Raw genomic sequence first — 14940 nt, forward strand, 5'->3', positions numbered from 1 at the left:
CCGATGTCGGTCACATCGCTCCTCGGGGAGATCGCAGACACCGGGCGTGATCCCGTGCGTGGCGGCTACACCCGTCCGGTCTTCTCTGCCGCCGAGACCGATCTGCGCGACTGGTTCCGCGCGGCCGCGCACGCGCGGGACCTGGACGTGGAGACGGATCGGAACGGGGTCATCTGGGCGTGGTGGGGCGCGCCCCACGATGGCGCTCTCGTGACCGGGTCGCACCTGGACTCCGTTCCCGGCGGCGGCGCATTCGATGGGCCGCTCGGCGTCGCCTCGGCGCTCGCCGCGATCGATCATCTCCGGGACCGTGGGCTGCAGCTCACCCGCAGCATCGCGGCCGTGGTCTTCCCCGAGGAGGAGGGGTCGAGATTCGGCGTCGCCTGTCTCGGATCTCGTCTGATGACCGGCGCGCTCGACCCCGACCGAGCCCGTGCGCTGGTCGATGCCGACGGTCGCACGTTCGCCGAGGCCGCCCGCGACCACGGCATCGATCCGGCGCACATCGGCGCCGACCCTGCCGCGGTGGCGCGGATCGGACAGTTCGTCGAACTCCACGTCGAGCAGGGTCGCGGGCTGGGTCACTGCGGGCCCCCGGTCGCGATCGGTGACGCCGTCCTCGGACACGGTCGGTGGCGATTCCTCCTCACCGGCCAGGGCAACCATGCGGGGACCACGCTGATGGATGATCGCCGTGACCCCATGATCGTCGCGGCCAAGGTGGTGCTCGCCGTGCGGCAGCTCGCTGCATCCGTTCCCCATGCGCGCGCCACGGTCGGTCGAATCCTGCCGGTGCCCGGCGGCGCGAACGTGATCGCCAGCCGCGTCGAAGTATGGCTCGACGTTCGTCACCCGGACGACCTGGTGACGGCCGACCTCGTCGCGCGGATCGCCTCGGCGGCCGAGACTGCCGCGGCCGAGGAGGGCTGTGAGTCGATGCTGATCGAGGAGTCGCTGAGCCCGACCGTGCACCTGAACCCGGGGCTGCGCGCACAGATGGCGCTCGCGCTGCCGGGTGGGCGCGTGCTCGACACCGGGGCCGGCCACGATGCGGCCGTTCTTTCTGCCGTGGTGCCGAGCGGCATGCTCTTCACCCGGAATGCGGAGGGCATCAGTCACTCGCCCGAAGAACACGTGGAGGACTCGGATGCGGAGGCCGGCGCGCGTGCGCTCGCTGATGTCCTGGAGGCGCTGCTGTGACCGCGATCACCGCCGTCGATTCCACGATCGCCCTCGTTCCCGGCCCGGTGAACGCGCACTCCCACGCCTTCCATCGCGTTCTTCGCGGACGCACCCACCGGGAGCAGGGAAGTTTCTGGACGTGGCGCGAACAGATGTACTCCGCGGCATCGGCGCTCACCCCGGCGGGCTACGAGCGGCTCGCGACGGCGGTGTTCGCCGAGATGGTCGTCTCCGGCTGGACCGCGGTCGGCGAATTCCACTACGTGCACCACCGCCCGGACGGGACGCCCTACGCCGATCACGACATGGAGCGCGCGCTGGCACGTGCCGCCGCGGCCGCCGGCATCCGGTTGGTCCTGCTCGACACCTGCTACCTCGCCGGCGGTATCGGTCAGCCGCTCGCCGCCGCCCAGACACGCTTCTCCGACGGGGATGCTGCGGCCTGGGTGCGTCGGGTTCATTCGCTGCGCGCCGCCCTGGCCGAAGAAGCCGGTGCACTCGTGACCGTCGGCACGGCCATTCACTCGGTGCGCGCCGTGCCCGCGGATCAGTTGACCGTGATCGCCTCCGACCTCGATCCGGCGCTGCCGTTGCACGTACACCTGTCGGAGCAACAAGCGGAGAACGTCGCGTGTCTCGATGCCCACGGGGTCACCCCCACGGAGCTTCTCGAACGAAGCGGACTCCTCAGTCCTCGCCTTTCCGCGGTCCACGCCACCCACCTGACCGACGCCGACATCGCGTTGCTCGGTCGACGAGAGGTCACCATCGTCATGTGCCCGACGACCGAAGCCGATCTGGGTGACGGCATCGGGCCGGCGCGGGCACTCCACGACGCCGGCGCGACGATCGCCCTGGGCAGCGACCAGCACGCCGTGCTCGATCCGTTCCTCGAGATGCGCGGGCTCGAGCACCACGAGCGCCTCGGCGCCCAGCTCCGTGGACGTTTCACCCCCGCGGAGATCATCTCGGCGGCGGTCGACGGCGGACGCCGCAGCCTCGGGCTCGGCCTCTCCGACGACGTGCTGCTCGTGCGGCGGAACACCGCACGCACCGCGGGTTCCGACCTCGACCAGCTTCCCTTGACCGCGACCGCTGCCGACATCGCCGAGGTTCGCATCGCCGGCACCGTCGTCGCCCGAGACGGCGAACACACCTCGCTGGGCGACCCCGGCAGGTTGTACGCCGACGCCCTGACCCGCCTCGATCTCTGACCCACTCGCCCCGATCCGAAGGACACCATGAGCATCACGACCACCCCGGCCACGTTCACCCGGCACGACCCCACTCGCACCATCCGCGCGCCGCGGGGCACGGAGCTGACGACTCGCAGCTGGCAGACGGAGGCGCCGCTTCGGATGCTGATGAACAATCTCGATCCCGAGGTCGCCGAACGCCCGGAGGATCTCGTCGTGTACGGCGGCACCGGGCGCGCTGCGCGCAGCTGGGAGGCCTTCGACGCGATCGTCGAAACGCTCAAGACGCTGGAAGACGATGAGACGCTGCTGGTCCAGTCCGGTAAGCCGGTGGGGGTGCTCCGGACGAACGTGTGGGCGCCGCGCGTACTCATCGCGAACTCGAACCTCGTCGGCGACTGGGCGAACTGGCCCGAGTTCCGCCGGCTCGAGGCGGAGGGCCTCATGATGTACGGCCAGATGACCGCAGGGTCATGGATCTACATCGGTACCCAGGGAATCCTGCAGGGGACCTACGAGACCTTCGCCGCGATCGCCGAGAAGCGGTTCGGCGGCACGCTGGCGGGAACGTTCACCCTCACCGGCGGATGCGGCGGCATGGGCGGTGCGCAGCCGCTCTCGGTGACGCTGAACGGGGGCGCTGTCCTCATCGTCGACGTGGACGAGACCCGTTTGCGCCGTCGGCAGGGCAAGCGCTACCTCGATGACGTCGAGACCGACATCGATGCCGCCCTGGCGAAGGTCCTGGCGGCCAAGGCGGAGAAGCGGGCGCTGTCGGTCGGTCTGGTCGGCAACGCCGCGGAGGTGTTCCCCGAGTTGTTGCGCCGCCACCGGGCAGGCGAATTCACGGTCGACATCGTGACCGATCAGACGTCCGCCCACGATCCGCTCTCGTACCTTCCGGTGGGCATTTCCGTGGACCAGTGGGTTGCGGCGTCAGAGGCGGACCCCGTCGCCTTCACCGACCGTGCACGAGCCTCGATGGCAGCGCACGTGGAAGCGATGGTGGGCTTTCTGGATGCGGGTGCCGAAGTGTTCGATTACGGTAACTCGATCCGTGACGAGGCACGGCAGGGCGGATACGACCGGGCCTTCGACTTTCCCGGCTTCGTGCCGGCCTACATCCGTCCGCTGTTCTGCGAGGGCCTCGGCCCGTTCCGCTGGGTCGCGCTGTCGGGAGACCCGCGTGACATCGAGGTGACCGACCAGGCGCTCAAGGAGCTGTTCCCCGAGAACGAGCACCTGCATCGCTGGTTGGATGCCGCGCAGAAGCATGTCGAGTTCGAAGGGCTTCCCGCCCGGATCTGCTGGCTCGGCTACGGAGAGCGTCACCAGGCCGGTCTGCTGTTCAACCGGCTCGTCGCCGAGGGCAAGGTATCCGCGCCCATCGTCATCGGTCGGGATCATCTGGACTCGGGTTCGGTCGCCTCGCCCTACCGGGAGACCGAGGCGATGAAGGACGGCTCGGATGCGATCGCCGACTGGCCCCTCCTGAACGCACTGACGGCCGCATCCTCGGGTGCGTCCTGGGTCTCGATCCACCACGGCGGAGGTGTCGGCATCGGTCGTTCCATCCACGCCGGCCAGGTGGGCCTTGCCGACGGCACCGAGCTCGCCGCGGCGAAGCTCGAACGGCTCCTCACCAACGACCCCGGCATGGGCGTGATCCGGCACGCTGATGCGGGCTACGAGAAGGCGATCGACGTCGCCCGCGATCGTGGCGTGCGAATCCCGATGCTCCCCGAGGACTGATCGTGACCGCAGAACTGATCACGGGCATCAGTGAATTGATGACGCAGGACGACGATCTCGGGACGATCCGAGACGGCGCCGTCGTGGTCGAGGAGGGGCTGATCGCCTGGGTCGGGCATTCGTCCGAGGTTCCGGCGGCCGATCGACGGACGGATGTCGGCGGTCGCGCGATGCTTCCGGGGTGGGTCGACTCGCACACTCACCTCGTCTTCGACGGCGACCGGTCAGCGGAGTTCGAAGCCCGGATGGCGGGTCGGCCCTACGCTGCGGGCGGTATCGCCGTGACGACGTCGGCGACACGTGCGGCCACCGATGAGCGCCTGCGCGCGCTCGTCGGTGGCCGTGTCGCCGAGGCGGTCGCCGGGGGGACGACCTACCTCGAGACGAAGACGGGCTACGGCTTGAACGTCGAGCAGGAAACGAGGTCGGCGGTCGTCGCCGCCGACCTCGTCGATGAGGTGACCTACCTCGGTGCCCACCTGGTTCCCGACGGGATGGATGCTGACGAGTACACCGACCTCGTGTGCGGCGAGATGCTCGACGCGGTCCGCCCGCACGTGCGATGGGCGGATGTCTTCTGCGAGAGCGGAGCGTTCACGCCCGACCAGACCGCGCGCGTGCTGTCGGCGGCGCGCGCGGCCGGGCTCGGGTTGCGCGTGCACGGAAACCAGATGGGTCCCGGGCAGGGCGTTCAGCTCGCGGTGGAGTACGACGCGGCAAGTGTCGACCACTGCAACTTCTTGTCGGCGGGCGATGTCGACGCCCTCGCAGGATCGCAGACCGTGGCGACGGTCCTGCCCGCCTGCGACCTGTCGACGCGGGCACCGCTCGCACCGGCCCGCCGACTGCTGGATGCGGGCGCCGTCCTGGCCCTCGCATCCAACTGCAATCCGGGCACGTCGTACACGACGTCGATGAACTTCTGCGTCGCCACTGCGGTGTTGCAGATGGGACTCACCATCGTCGAAGCCGTCCGCGCGGGTACGCGCGGGGGCGCCCGCGCGCTGGGGCGTGATGTCGCACAAGTGGCCGCCGGAGTTGCCCCCGTCGGGTCGGTCGCGGTGGGGCACCGGGCAGACCTCCACGTGCTGAATGCGCCGGCGGCGATCCACCTGGCTTATCGACCGGGAATGCCGTTGACCTGGGGCGTGTGGCGCCAGGGCGTCCGGATGGTGTGAGGTCTGCCGGCCGGCTCAGTCCCGCGCGAGCGCGGCGAGGACCGGGATCAGTCGCTCGGCCTCCTGCAGGTCGGGTCGCTGGTCACGATCACTGTCGTCGGGGTCGAGCTGCGCGGTGGCGCGGTATGCCGCAGCGAGTGACGGAGACGTCAGGGCTTCCGGTGCGATGCCGCGCTGACGCAACAACCGCGCGGCGATGACGAGTTCGCCGGCGATGACGGCGCGGTAGGCATGCACCGCTCGCTCGAGCTGCACCACGCTTTCGTTCGCGAAGCTCGCATCCTCTTCCGCGCCGCGCGAGAGCACGACGGTGGTGAGGCTGTTCGGCTGCGCGGCGGAGTGGAGGGAACCGTACGCGCCGGCCACGACGTACTCGATCATCATGACCCCCGACGCGCTCGCCGCACCGGTCGCGAGGAACGGGGCGAGTCCGGTGTGTTCGGGTTCGGTCATCATCCGGATGCGGGACACATTCAGCGGCACGGTCTGGGCCAGAGCGACCTTCACCGCATCCACCGTGAGCGAGAGCGGTGCCTGCAGGAAGTTGCTGTTGTGGGCGACGGTGAGACCCTTTCCCTCCTCGTCGAACACGAACAACGGGTTCTCTTGCGCCGCGTGCGAGATCGCGTCGAGCAGGTGATCCAGGCGGTCGAGTGCCTCGACGAGGCCGATGGTCGAGGGGAGGAAGGCGCGGAGTCCGTAGGGGTCCTGGATGCGGCGAGGAGCACCGTCGTGAAGGAGCGCGCGGACGCGCTCGGCCAACCGTTCCGATCCGGCCAATCCCACTCCTCGAGCGGCGGCGGGATGGAACGGTGAGGGGTTGCACTCCAGTCCGGCAGCAGTGAGCGCGTAAACGACGAGCCCCGCATCGACGAGCTCTCGGAGATCGTGTGCGGCGAGGATGGCGCGCCCGATCGTGAGGGCGTTGCTGGAGACGAACGGCAGGGCGCTCTCCTTGCTCCACGGGGCCATCGCTTCCAGCGGCGCCGTGGCGGGGCGCTCACCCATGAGGGTGAGCGCCGTTCCGCACAACGCGGCGAGGTCCGCGGTGCCGATGGAGCCGAATTCCAGGATGCGGGGGAGCGCAGGGGAGCGCATTCTTCGTGAGCATCGCGGCGAGGGCGGGCAGGATGTTCGCGTCGAGGCCGGCGCCGGGGGTGCACAGCTGCACCAGTCGCACGGCGAGCATCGCTCGGACCGCGTCATCGGGGAGAGGCGATCCGGCGTCGACGGCGCTGCTGCGGAGGAGACGGAGACCGTGTTCCGCGTCATCGTCGGCGACGGCCTCGGTCTTGTTCGCGCCGAACCCGGTGGTGCGGCCGTAGGTCGGGATGCGAGCCGAGAGCGCGGCCGATTCGAGGTGCGCGCGGGAGACGGCGGCGACCACGTCGGGTGACACCTCGACGGGGGCGATGTTCCGTGCGATCTCGACGATCTGGGTCACGGGAGTTCGGGCGGTGATGGTGATCATCAGATCCTCGGGGCTCGAAGGGCGAACGCGGAGCGGAGCTTTCATCATCACAGGAGGACGAAAGCTTTTCACGGTACGGCAAGAGTCTTTTACTAAACGGTAACAACCGGCACAACGAGCCGAAATGCACTCTTCATAACCTCAGTAAAGATCGGCAATCCGAGCGAATGGCGGGAGCACCCGAGTGATCACCTTTGAAGACGTGTCGAAGCAGTACCCCGATGGCACGGTCGCGGTGTCCGGCCTGAACTTCGTCGCCCCCAGCGGCAAGCTCACCGTGCTCGTCGGCCCATCCGGATGCGGCAAGACCACGACGATGCGGATGATCAACCGCTTGGTCGATCCCACGGGCGGTCGCGTGCTGGTCGGCGACCAGGACACCCAGACGACCGATCGCGTCGCCCTCCGGCGAAGGATCGGGTACGTGATCCAGGGAGCCGGGCTCTTCCCGCACCGCACGGCACTCGACAACGTCGCCGCATTCCCGCGACTCCTCGGTGCATCGAAGAAAGCGGCGCGCGAGAGCGCGATGGAGCTCCTCACCCGAGTGGGCCTCACCGAACGCCACGCTCGCCGCTACCCCTGGCAGCTCTCGGGCGGGCAACAGCAGCGCGTCGGAGTCGCTCGGGCACTGGCCACCGATCCGCCGTTCCTGCTCATGGACGAGCCCTTCAGCGCGGTCGACCCCATCGTGCGCAATCAGCTCCAGGACGAGTTCCTGCGCCTGCAGCAAGAACTCAGCAAGACGATCGTCATGGTCACTCACGACATCGACGAAGCACTGAAGCTCGGCGACTACGTCGCCGTCATGCGCGAGGGCGGCCACCTGGCTCAGTTCGCGACGCCCGAGGAGCTTCTGACGCGTCCCGCCGACCAGTTCGTCGCGGATTTCATTGGTAACGGGCGCGGCTATCGGTCGCTCCAGTTCCACCGATGGGCCCACGTCATCGACACCGAGTGGGAGGAACCCGTTCCGGTCGGCGGCATTCCCGGGCGCGATGACTCCGTGGTGGTGGATGTCGGCGGCAAGCCGTTGGGATGGGTGCGATCCTCCGGCGGCGCCGGGACGGCTGTCGGCGTCGCCGATATCGATGTCAGCGGCACGGTGGCTCGAGAGTCGTCGAGCTTGCGTGAACTCTTCGATGCCGCGCTCTCCTCCCCTACGGGGCGTGCCCTGATCGCTGGCGACGACGGCCGATACAAGGGAACCGTCCGACTCGCGGCAGTGAGTGCGGCGATGGAAACGCTCAAGGCCCCCGTCGCATGAACCTGGACTGGATCGCGAATAACGCGGCGCGGCTCCTCGAGCTCACGGGATCCCATCTTCTGCTGTCGGTCATCCCGGTCGTCGTCGGCCTGATCGTCGCGCTCCCGCTCGGCTGGGTGGCTCAGCGCAGCAGAGTCGCCTACCCGATCCTCGTCGGTGCCTCGTCTCTGCTGTACACCGTTCCTTCGCTGGCGCTCTTCGTGCTCCTCCCGCAGATCCTGCACACACGGATCCTCGACCCCCTCAACGTCGTGGTCGCGCTCTCCGTGTACACGGTCGCCCTCCTCGTTCGAGTCGTGGCCGACGGCCTGTCATCCGTCCCGTACGAGTCGGTGCAAGCGGCGGAAGCGATGGGCTACCGGAGCTGGCAACGCCTGCTCCTCGTGCAGCTGCCGGCGGCCGTTCCGGTGATCGGCGCGGGCCTGCGCGTCGCCGTCGTCGCCAACGTCAGCATCGTGTCGATGGCGGCGCTCCTGGGGATTCCGCAGCTGGGATCTCTCTTCACCCAAGGCTTCCAACTCCGGTTGATCACGCCCGTGATTCTCGGGATCGTCCTGAGCGTCGTGCTCGCGGTCCTCCTCGACCTGATCGTGATCTGGATCACCAAACGTCTCACCCCCTGGCGTCGGACGGATGTCGCCGCATGAGCGTCGTGGATTGGTTCGCGGACCCTCAGAACTGGACCGGATCCGGAGGGATCCCGGCACAGGTCCTCATCCACCTGATCTACTCGGGCATCGCCCTCGGGATCGCCGTCGTCATCGGTCTGCCGATCGGGCTCTACGTCGGCCACACCGGACGGGGCCGAGTCGTCGTGGCCGGTATGGCGAACGCGTTGCGTGCGCTGCCGTCGCTCGGTCTCCTGATCCTCGCCGTGATGATCATCTCGCCCGTCATCTCCTCCCGTCTCGCGTACGTCATCCCGAGCATCATCGTGCTCGTCCTCCTGGCCGTGCCCCCGATCCTCACCAACACGTACGCCGGAGTGCAGTCCGTCGACGACGGCGCCGTGGACGCGGCGCGCGGAATGGGATACACGCGCTGGCAGATCCTGCTGCACGTGCAGATTCCCGGTGCGCTTCCCCTGATCATGTCCGGCATCCGGTCGTCCACCCTGCAGGTCGTTTCCACCGCGACGATCGCGGCATTCGTGTCGCTCGGTGGCCTGGGGCGATTCATCTTGGATGGCCGGGCGTCGCAGAACTACTCGGAAATGGCAGCCGGCGCGATTCTCGTCGCGCTCCTGGCCATCCTCCTCGAGGTGGCTCTCATCGCTGCCACACGACTGATCGTCTCGCCCGGATTGACGCGGTCCGCGCGCCGCAGCCCCCGCGTCGCCTTGGCCGAAGAGCCCGCGACTCACTGAGTCCACACGAACCGCACCACCCACCCGATGCACCACCCCGATGCTCCACCCGAACATGACAAGGAACACAGCATGAAGAAGAAAGCCCTTCTCCTCGCTACGGGTCTCGCCGTCACGGCCGTCGCCCTCGCAGGTTGCTCCGGAGGCTCGGACCCGCTGGATGCGGGAGACGACTCCAGTGCCTCGAGCTCATCGATCGTCATCGGCTCGGCCGACTTCCCGGAGAGCCAGCTGCTGGCGAGCATCTACTCGCAGGCGCTGAGCGCGGCCGGCGTCGACGTGACCGAGAGGTTCAATGTCGGAAGCCGCGAGATCACGGTCCCGGCCCTGCTCGACGGATCGCTCGACCTCATGCCCGAATACTCCGGAGCCTTCCTCTCCTACCTGGAGCCCGAGACGACCGTGGTCACGCGTGACGAGGTGCTCGACGAGCTCGACGCGAAGCTCCCGGAGGGCCTGGCCATGCTCGAGCCCGCCGATGCGGAAGACAAGGATGTGCTCGCCGTCACACAGGCGACGGCGGACGAATACGGTCTGGCGAACATGTCCGACCTCGAACCGGTCGCCGGCCAGCTCGCGCTCGGTGCCGCTGCCGAATGGCAGACCCGACAGAACGGCGTTCTCGGCCTCCAGTCCGTGTACGGCCTGACCTTCGGAGAGTTCGTGCCGCTGGATGCGGGCGGCCCGCTCACCGTCGACGCGCTCACCAACGGCCAGGTTCAGGTGGCGAACGTGTTCAGCACCGATCCCGCGATCTCCAGTCGAGGGTTCGTCGTCCTGGACGACGACAAGGGACTCTTCCTGGCCGAGAGCGTCGTCCCGGTCATCAACGCCGACAAGGTCACGCCGGAGGTGTCCGACGCGCTGAACGCGGTGTCGGCGATTCTCACGACCCAGGACCTGATCGACCTCAACACCCAGATCGCCGACGGTGAAGACATCGCCGCCGTCGCCCTCGGCTGGCTGCAGGACAACGATCTGGTCTAGAACGACCGATCCTCGATGGCGTCCGGGCGGACGAGACAGACCGCCCGGACGCCATCATCGCCCACGGCGGCAGTTCGCACGCCGCGGCAGTCGGGAAGCCGCCAACGTGAGAACTTCTACTTCGCGACGAGTGTCGTCTCGAAGCTGTACATGTCCGGCCGATAGCAATGGTGCCCGAACTCCACGGCTTTCCCCGAGGCGTCGTAGGCCACACGCTCCATTGTCAGGACAGGGCCGCCCTTATCGATGTCGAGGAGCGCGCCCTCATCTCCGTGCGCTCGGCGCGCCCCGATGCGTTGGTTCGCGACCCGGATGGTGACGCCGCGCTCGCGCAGGAGCTGGTACAGCCCCTTGGACTCCAGTTGTGCGGTGGTCATATCAGCGAATTCCATCGGCAGGTAGTTGATCAGAATCGCGACGGGCACGCCGTCGGTGGATCGCTGCCGCCGAACGTAGATGATGTCGGAGCCGACCTCGACGCTGAGTGCCTCGGCAGTCTGGGCGTCGGCGGGGCGGGTGTCGTGCTCGAGCACGCGAGTGCTGGGTTCGTGGTGGGCGTTCTGCAGGTCTTCGTACAGGCTTGTCAGCTCCACCTGTCGGGTCACCTGCCCCTGCACCACCTGGGTGCCGATCCCTCGACGACGGACGAGAAGCCCCTTGTCCACGAGTTCTTCCATCGCGCGGCGGATCGTCGGGCGCGAGAGTCCCAGCCGCTGTGCGATCGCGATCTCGTTCTCGAGACGGGCCCCCGGGGCGATCACTCCGGAGCGGATCGCTCGTTCCATCGCTGACGAGACCTGAAAATACAGCGGGACTGGGCCGGTGCGGTCCAGCGTCGCTACGAGCCCGTCGAGCACAACGACGTCATCGGACATGTTTCCCCCCGTCCTCGTTCGATTGACGGGACAATCTTACATTCTACGGGCTATGTCCGATCCGTGTGCGCTGCGCACAGTTGCACGATCTGTTCCTTGTGCTATTGTCAGGACAAATAGTCACCGACGCGGATGTCGTGGAATGCCGCAGAGAGTTGTACACCGAAGTATGACCGAGAACACCTCCCCCTTCGACGTGATCGCGCTCGGGCGTCTCGGCGTCGACATCTACCCACTGCAGTCAGGTGTGGGGCTCGAAGATGTCGAGACCTTCGGCAAGTACCTCGGAGGGAGCGCGGCGAACGTCTCGGTCGCTACGGCGCGCTACGGTCGCTCGACCGCCCTTGTTTCCGGCGTGGGTGACGATCCGTTCGGTCGGTATCTGTTGAGGGAGCTCGAACGACTCGGTGTCGACAACCGCTACGTACGGATCGACGGAGTGCTACCGACACCCGTGACGTTCTGTGAGATATTCCCGCCCGATGACTTCCCGTTGTACTTCTATCGGGAGCCGAAGGCTCCAGACCTCACCATCGAGGCGGGAGATCTCGATCTGGATGCGGTGCGTTCCGCACGGATCCTCTGGTTCACGGCGACGGGACTCAGCCAGGAGCCGAGTCGCGCTGCCCACCACGCGGCGATCACCGCACGCAGATCCGGTGACACGATTCTGGACCTCGACTACCGCGCGAAGTTTTGGAGGGATCCCGCGGATGCGACCGTCCAGATCGGGCGCGCGCTCGAATCCGTCACCGTCGCCGTAGGAAACCGTGAGGAGTGCGGCGTCGCCGTCGGTGAAACCGAGCCGCAACGCGCCGCAGATGCGCTCCTGGAACGAGGCGTGCGGCTCGCGATCGTCAAGCAGGGGCCGAAAGGCGTGCTCGCGAAAACGCGGGACGAGAGTGTTGAGGTTCCTCCGCACCTGATCGACGTCGTCAACGGCCTCGGCGCCGGCGACGCGTTCGGCGGCGCGTTGTGCCACGGGCTCCTTGAGGGCTGGGGACTCGAGCGCATCCTGACGTTCGCGAACGCCGCTGGCGCGATCGTCGCCTCTCGCCTCGAATGTTCGACCGCCATGCCGACGCACGATGAGGTCGTCGGCCTGATCGAGACGGGCGAGCGCTGATGACCCTGCAGTACCTCACCCCTGACGCTTTCGATCGTCTCCGTGATCTCCGGGCGTCGGCTCCGCACTCCGTCGCCGAGATCTTCGCCGCGCGGCGCCGACGAGAGGTTCTGCGCGGCGACGGACGGCTGTTCATCATCGCCGCCGACCACCCCGCACGCGGGGCGCTCGCGGTGGGGGCGAACCCGACGGCCATGGCAGACCGTTACGACCTCCTCGATCGTCTTGCCACAGCGCTCGCCCGCCCCGGTGTGGACGGAGTGCTCGGTACCCCCGACATCATCGAAGACCTCGCGGCCCTCGGGCTGCTCGACGACAAGATCATCGTCGGCTCGATGAACCGCGGCGGTCTGCGCGGAGCGTCATTCGAAATGGATGATCGGATGACCGGGTACAGCGTGCCGGGCATGGTCGATGCGGGGATCGACTTCGCGAAGACCTTGATCCGGGTGAACCTCGACGATGCTGGATCCGCTCGCACACTCGTCGCGATGGCCGAAGCCGTGACTCTGGCCTCGGCCGCGAGGCTTCCGATCATGCTGGAGCCATTCCTCAGCCGCTGGGTCGACGGGCGGGTCGTGAACGATCTGTCCACGGATGCGGTCATCCTCTCGATTGCGATCGCCTCCGGGCTGGGTTCGTCCAGCGCCTACACCTGGATGAAACTGCCCGTCGTCCCCGAGATGGAGCGCGTGATGGCCGCGACCACCATGCCGACGCTCCTGCTCGGTGGAGACTCCGGCGTAGATCCCGATGAAACCTTCGCGGCATGGGAGGACGCGCTGAGCCTCCCGGGCGTGCGGGGCCTCACCGTCGGACGCACTCTTCTCTACCCGCCCGACGGAGATGTCGCCGCCGCGGTCGACATCGCTGCCGGACTCGTTCACCCGACCCGCTGAACAAGAAAGAAGTAGACATGAGCACGACACAGACTGCCTCCGTCGGCGGGCACGCCACGGCCGGTATCCCCGTTCTGACGCATTGGATCGACGGAGCGGAGCGGCTGTCCACGAGCGGTCGCACGGCGTCCGTCTACAACCCCGCGACAGGGGCGGTCCGGGCGGAGGTCCCTCTCGCGGACCAGGCCGAGATCGACGAAGCGATCGCGTCGGCCCAGCGCGGATTTCTTCTGTGGAGCAGGTACTCGATCGCGAAGCGCCAGACTGTCATGTTCGCTTTCCGCGAGCTGCTCAACTCCCGCAAGGGTGAGCTGGCCCGCATCATCACGGCCGAGCACGGGAAGGTCGGCTCGGACGCGATGGGTGAGATCCTGCGTGGGCAAGAGGTCGTCGAACTCGCGACCGGATTTCCCCATCTCATCAAAGGCGCATTCAGCGAGAATGCATCGACCGGGATCGACGTCTACTCGTTGAAGCAGCCTCTCGGCGTCGTCGGAGTCATCTCGCCGTTCAACTTTCCCGCGATGGTGCCGATGTGGTTCTTCCCCATCGCGATCGCCGCAGGAAACTCAGTCATCCTGAAGCCCTCGGAGAAGGATCCCTCCGCGGCGCTGTGGCTCGCACAGCTGTGGAAGGAGGCGGGGCTGCCGGACGGTGTCTTCACGGTGTTGCAGGGAGACAAATTGGCCGTCGACGGGCTGCTGACGAGTCCGATCGTGCAGTCGATCTCATTCGTCGGATCGACGCCGATCGCGCAGTACATCTACGAAACCGCGTCTCGGCACGGCAAGCGCGTGCAGGCGCTCGGCGGAGCGAAGAACCACATGCTGGTCCTCCCCGACGCCGACCTCGATCTCGTCGCAGATCAAGCAGTCAACGCAGGGTACGGAGCGGCCGGCGAACGCTGTATGGCCATCTCCGTGGTGCTGGCCGTAGAACCGGTCGCGGACGAGCTGATCGAGAAGATCGCAGAACGTATCGCCGGCCTTCGAATCGGCGATGGCGCGGGAGTAGACGGTGTCGAGCCGGACATGGGTCCGCTGATCACCGGCGCTCACCGAGACAAGGTGTCGTCCTATGTGGACATCGCCGAAGCCGACGGAGCGAAGATCGTCGTGGACGGACGCGGATTCGCGGTCGAGGGATTGGAGGACGGGTTCTTCTTCGGCCCGACGCTGATCGACGAGATCCCCACGACGTCGCGGGCATACCAGGAAGAGATCTTCGGACCCGTCCTCTCCGTCGTTCGGGTCGCGTCGTACGACGAAGGACTTGACCTGATCAACTCGGGCCAGTTCGGGAACGGGACCGCGATCTTCACGAATGACGGAGGGGCTGCCCGCCGATTCCAGAACGAGGTGCAGGTGGGCATGATCGGCATCAATGTCCCCATCCCCGTTCCGGTCGCCTACCACTCGTTCGGCGGATGGAAGCAGTCGCTCTTCGGTGATGCCAAGGCCTACGGCGTGCATGGATTCGACTTCTTCACGCGGGAGAAGGCCGTCACGAGCCGCTGGCTCGATCCCGCGAGCCATGGTGGCATCAATCTCGGCTTCCCGCAGAACGACTGATCATGACCGAACGCCGCCCGCTGAGTGGAAGCACCGCGGGCGGCGTCCGGACGACGTACGAGAGCAGAGC

Annotated in this window: 14 protein-coding genes; 11 read left to right on the forward strand and 3 right to left on the reverse strand. The window is 67.4% G+C overall.

What is annotated here, in order from left to right:
- Nucleotides 1-3: 3 nt before the first annotated feature.
- From LMI96_RS10540 to hutI, 4 genes are read left to right on the forward strand one after another with little or no spacing between them, the layout of a single operon-like run.
- On the forward strand, nucleotides 4-1200 hold the full coding sequence (locus LMI96_RS10540; protein ID WP_228361429.1) for an allantoate amidohydrolase: 1197 nt from the start codon (nucleotides 4-6) through the stop codon (nucleotides 1198-1200).
- A complete protein-coding gene (locus LMI96_RS10545) occupies nucleotides 1197-2396 on the forward strand; it encodes a formimidoylglutamate deiminase (protein WP_228361430.1) in 1200 nt (399 codons plus the stop codon). Before LMI96_RS10540 ends, LMI96_RS10545 begins: the two co-directional genes overlap by 4 nt.
- Nucleotides 2397-2423: 27 nt before the next feature.
- The gene (gene hutU / locus LMI96_RS10550; RefSeq protein WP_228361431.1) at nucleotides 2424-4130 is read left to right on the forward strand and encodes a urocanate hydratase; all 1707 of its coding nucleotides are present in this window, start codon (nucleotides 2424-2426) and stop codon (nucleotides 4128-4130) included.
- Between the two features lie 38 nt (nucleotides 4131-4168).
- A complete protein-coding gene (gene hutI, locus LMI96_RS10555; protein ID WP_228361474.1) occupies nucleotides 4169-5308 on the forward strand; it encodes an imidazolonepropionase in 1140 nt (379 codons plus the stop codon).
- Nucleotides 5309-5323: 15 nt separating this feature from the next.
- Here hutI and LMI96_RS10560 read toward each other — a convergent pair whose 3' ends face one another.
- Both LMI96_RS10560 and LMI96_RS16165 read right to left on the reverse strand, forming a co-directional pair.
- On the reverse strand, nucleotides 5324-6406 hold the full coding sequence (locus LMI96_RS10560; protein WP_267059502.1) for an aromatic amino acid lyase: 1083 nt from the start codon (nucleotides 6404-6406) through the stop codon (nucleotides 5324-5326).
- The gene (locus LMI96_RS16165; protein WP_267059504.1) at nucleotides 6309-6779 is read right to left on the reverse strand and encodes an aromatic amino acid lyase; all 471 of its coding nucleotides are present in this window, start codon (nucleotides 6777-6779) and stop codon (nucleotides 6309-6311) included. Before LMI96_RS16165 ends, LMI96_RS10560 begins: the two co-directional genes overlap by 98 nt.
- 184 nt (nucleotides 6780-6963) lie before the next feature.
- Here LMI96_RS16165 and LMI96_RS10565 point away from each other — a divergent pair, with 184 nt between their 5' ends.
- The 4 genes from LMI96_RS10565 to LMI96_RS10580 all read left to right on the forward strand — a co-directional run bounded on the left by LMI96_RS10565 (nucleotide 6964) and on the right by LMI96_RS10580 (nucleotide 10399).
- Nucleotides 6964-8046, forward strand: coding sequence for an ABC transporter ATP-binding protein (locus LMI96_RS10565; RefSeq protein ID WP_228361432.1), 1083 nt, complete (start codon nucleotides 6964-6966; stop codon nucleotides 8044-8046).
- Nucleotides 8043-8693: an ABC transporter permease gene (locus LMI96_RS10570; RefSeq protein ID WP_223721958.1), complete on the forward strand. Its 651-nt coding sequence runs from the start codon at nucleotides 8043-8045 to the stop codon at nucleotides 8691-8693. Before LMI96_RS10565 ends, LMI96_RS10570 begins: the two co-directional genes overlap by 4 nt.
- Nucleotides 8690-9412 (forward strand): ABC transporter permease, encoded by a 723-nt coding sequence (locus LMI96_RS10575; protein WP_228361433.1) that lies wholly within the window; start codon nucleotides 8690-8692, stop codon nucleotides 9410-9412. Before LMI96_RS10570 ends, LMI96_RS10575 begins: the two co-directional genes overlap by 4 nt.
- Before the next feature lie 72 nt (nucleotides 9413-9484).
- A complete protein-coding gene (locus tag LMI96_RS10580) occupies nucleotides 9485-10399 on the forward strand; it encodes an ABC transporter substrate-binding protein (RefSeq protein WP_223721956.1) in 915 nt (304 codons plus the stop codon).
- Nucleotides 10400-10515: 116 nt separating this feature from the next.
- Here the strand turns inward: LMI96_RS10580 and LMI96_RS10585 are convergent, their stop codons facing one another.
- The gene (locus LMI96_RS10585) at nucleotides 10516-11274 is read right to left on the reverse strand and encodes a GntR family transcriptional regulator (protein ID WP_228361434.1); all 759 of its coding nucleotides are present in this window, start codon (nucleotides 11272-11274) and stop codon (nucleotides 10516-10518) included.
- Between the two features lie 169 nt (nucleotides 11275-11443).
- Here LMI96_RS10585 and iolC point away from each other — a divergent pair, with 169 nt between their 5' ends.
- The 3 genes from iolC to LMI96_RS10600 are packed head-to-tail and all read left to right on the forward strand — an operon-like array spanning nucleotide 11444 to nucleotide 14870.
- Nucleotides 11444-12400 carry a 5-dehydro-2-deoxygluconokinase gene (gene iolC, locus LMI96_RS10590; RefSeq protein ID WP_228361435.1) on the forward strand — a complete coding sequence of 319 codons (957 nt, stop codon included), beginning with the start codon at nucleotides 11444-11446 and terminating at the stop codon, nucleotides 12398-12400.
- Nucleotides 12400-13299 (forward strand): class I fructose-bisphosphate aldolase, encoded by a 900-nt coding sequence (locus LMI96_RS10595; RefSeq protein ID WP_228361436.1) that lies wholly within the window; start codon nucleotides 12400-12402, stop codon nucleotides 13297-13299. Before iolC ends, LMI96_RS10595 begins: the two co-directional genes overlap by 1 nt.
- A 17-nt stretch (nucleotides 13300-13316) precedes the next feature.
- Nucleotides 13317-14870, forward strand: coding sequence for a CoA-acylating methylmalonate-semialdehyde dehydrogenase (locus LMI96_RS10600; RefSeq protein WP_228361437.1), 1554 nt, complete (start codon nucleotides 13317-13319; stop codon nucleotides 14868-14870).
- Nucleotides 14871-14940: the final 70 nt, after the last annotated feature.

The sequence above is a fragment of the Microbacterium sp. cx-59 genome (genome assembly GCF_020805625.1).
Taxonomy (GTDB): Bacteria; Actinomycetota; Actinomycetes; order Actinomycetales; family Microbacteriaceae; genus Microbacterium.

Bases quoted from the DNA above. Each gene is read 5' to 3' on its own strand.
- LMI96_RS10540 (WP_228361429.1), top strand. From the start codon at position 4: ATGTCGGTCACATCGCTCCTCGGGGAGATCGCAGACACCGGGCGTGAT.
- hutU (WP_228361431.1), top strand. From the start codon at position 2,424: ATGAGCATCACGACCACCCCGGCCACGTTCACCCGGCACGACCCCACT.
- hutI (WP_228361474.1), top strand. From the start codon at position 4,169: ATGACGCAGGACGACGATCTCGGGACGATCCGAGACGGCGCCGTCGTG.
- LMI96_RS10560 (WP_267059502.1), bottom strand. From the start codon at position 6,406: ATGCGCTCCCCTGCGCTCCCCCGCATCCTGGAATTCGGCTCCATCGGC.
- LMI96_RS16165 (WP_267059504.1), bottom strand. From the start codon at position 6,779: ATGATCACCATCACCGCCCGAACTCCCGTGACCCAGATCGTCGAGATC.
- LMI96_RS10570 (WP_223721958.1), top strand. From the start codon at position 8,043: ATGAACCTGGACTGGATCGCGAATAACGCGGCGCGGCTCCTCGAGCTC.
- LMI96_RS10575 (WP_228361433.1), top strand. From the start codon at position 8,690: ATGAGCGTCGTGGATTGGTTCGCGGACCCTCAGAACTGGACCGGATCC.
- LMI96_RS10580 (WP_223721956.1), top strand. From the start codon at position 9,485: ATGAAGAAGAAAGCCCTTCTCCTCGCTACGGGTCTCGCCGTCACGGCC.
- LMI96_RS10585 (WP_228361434.1), bottom strand. From the start codon at position 11,274: ATGTCCGATGACGTCGTTGTGCTCGACGGGCTCGTAGCGACGCTGGAC.
- iolC (WP_228361435.1), top strand. From the start codon at position 11,444: ATGACCGAGAACACCTCCCCCTTCGACGTGATCGCGCTCGGGCGTCTC.
- LMI96_RS10595 (WP_228361436.1), top strand. From the start codon at position 12,400: ATGACCCTGCAGTACCTCACCCCTGACGCTTTCGATCGTCTCCGTGAT.
- LMI96_RS10600 (WP_228361437.1), top strand. From the start codon at position 13,317: ATGAGCACGACACAGACTGCCTCCGTCGGCGGGCACGCCACGGCCGGT.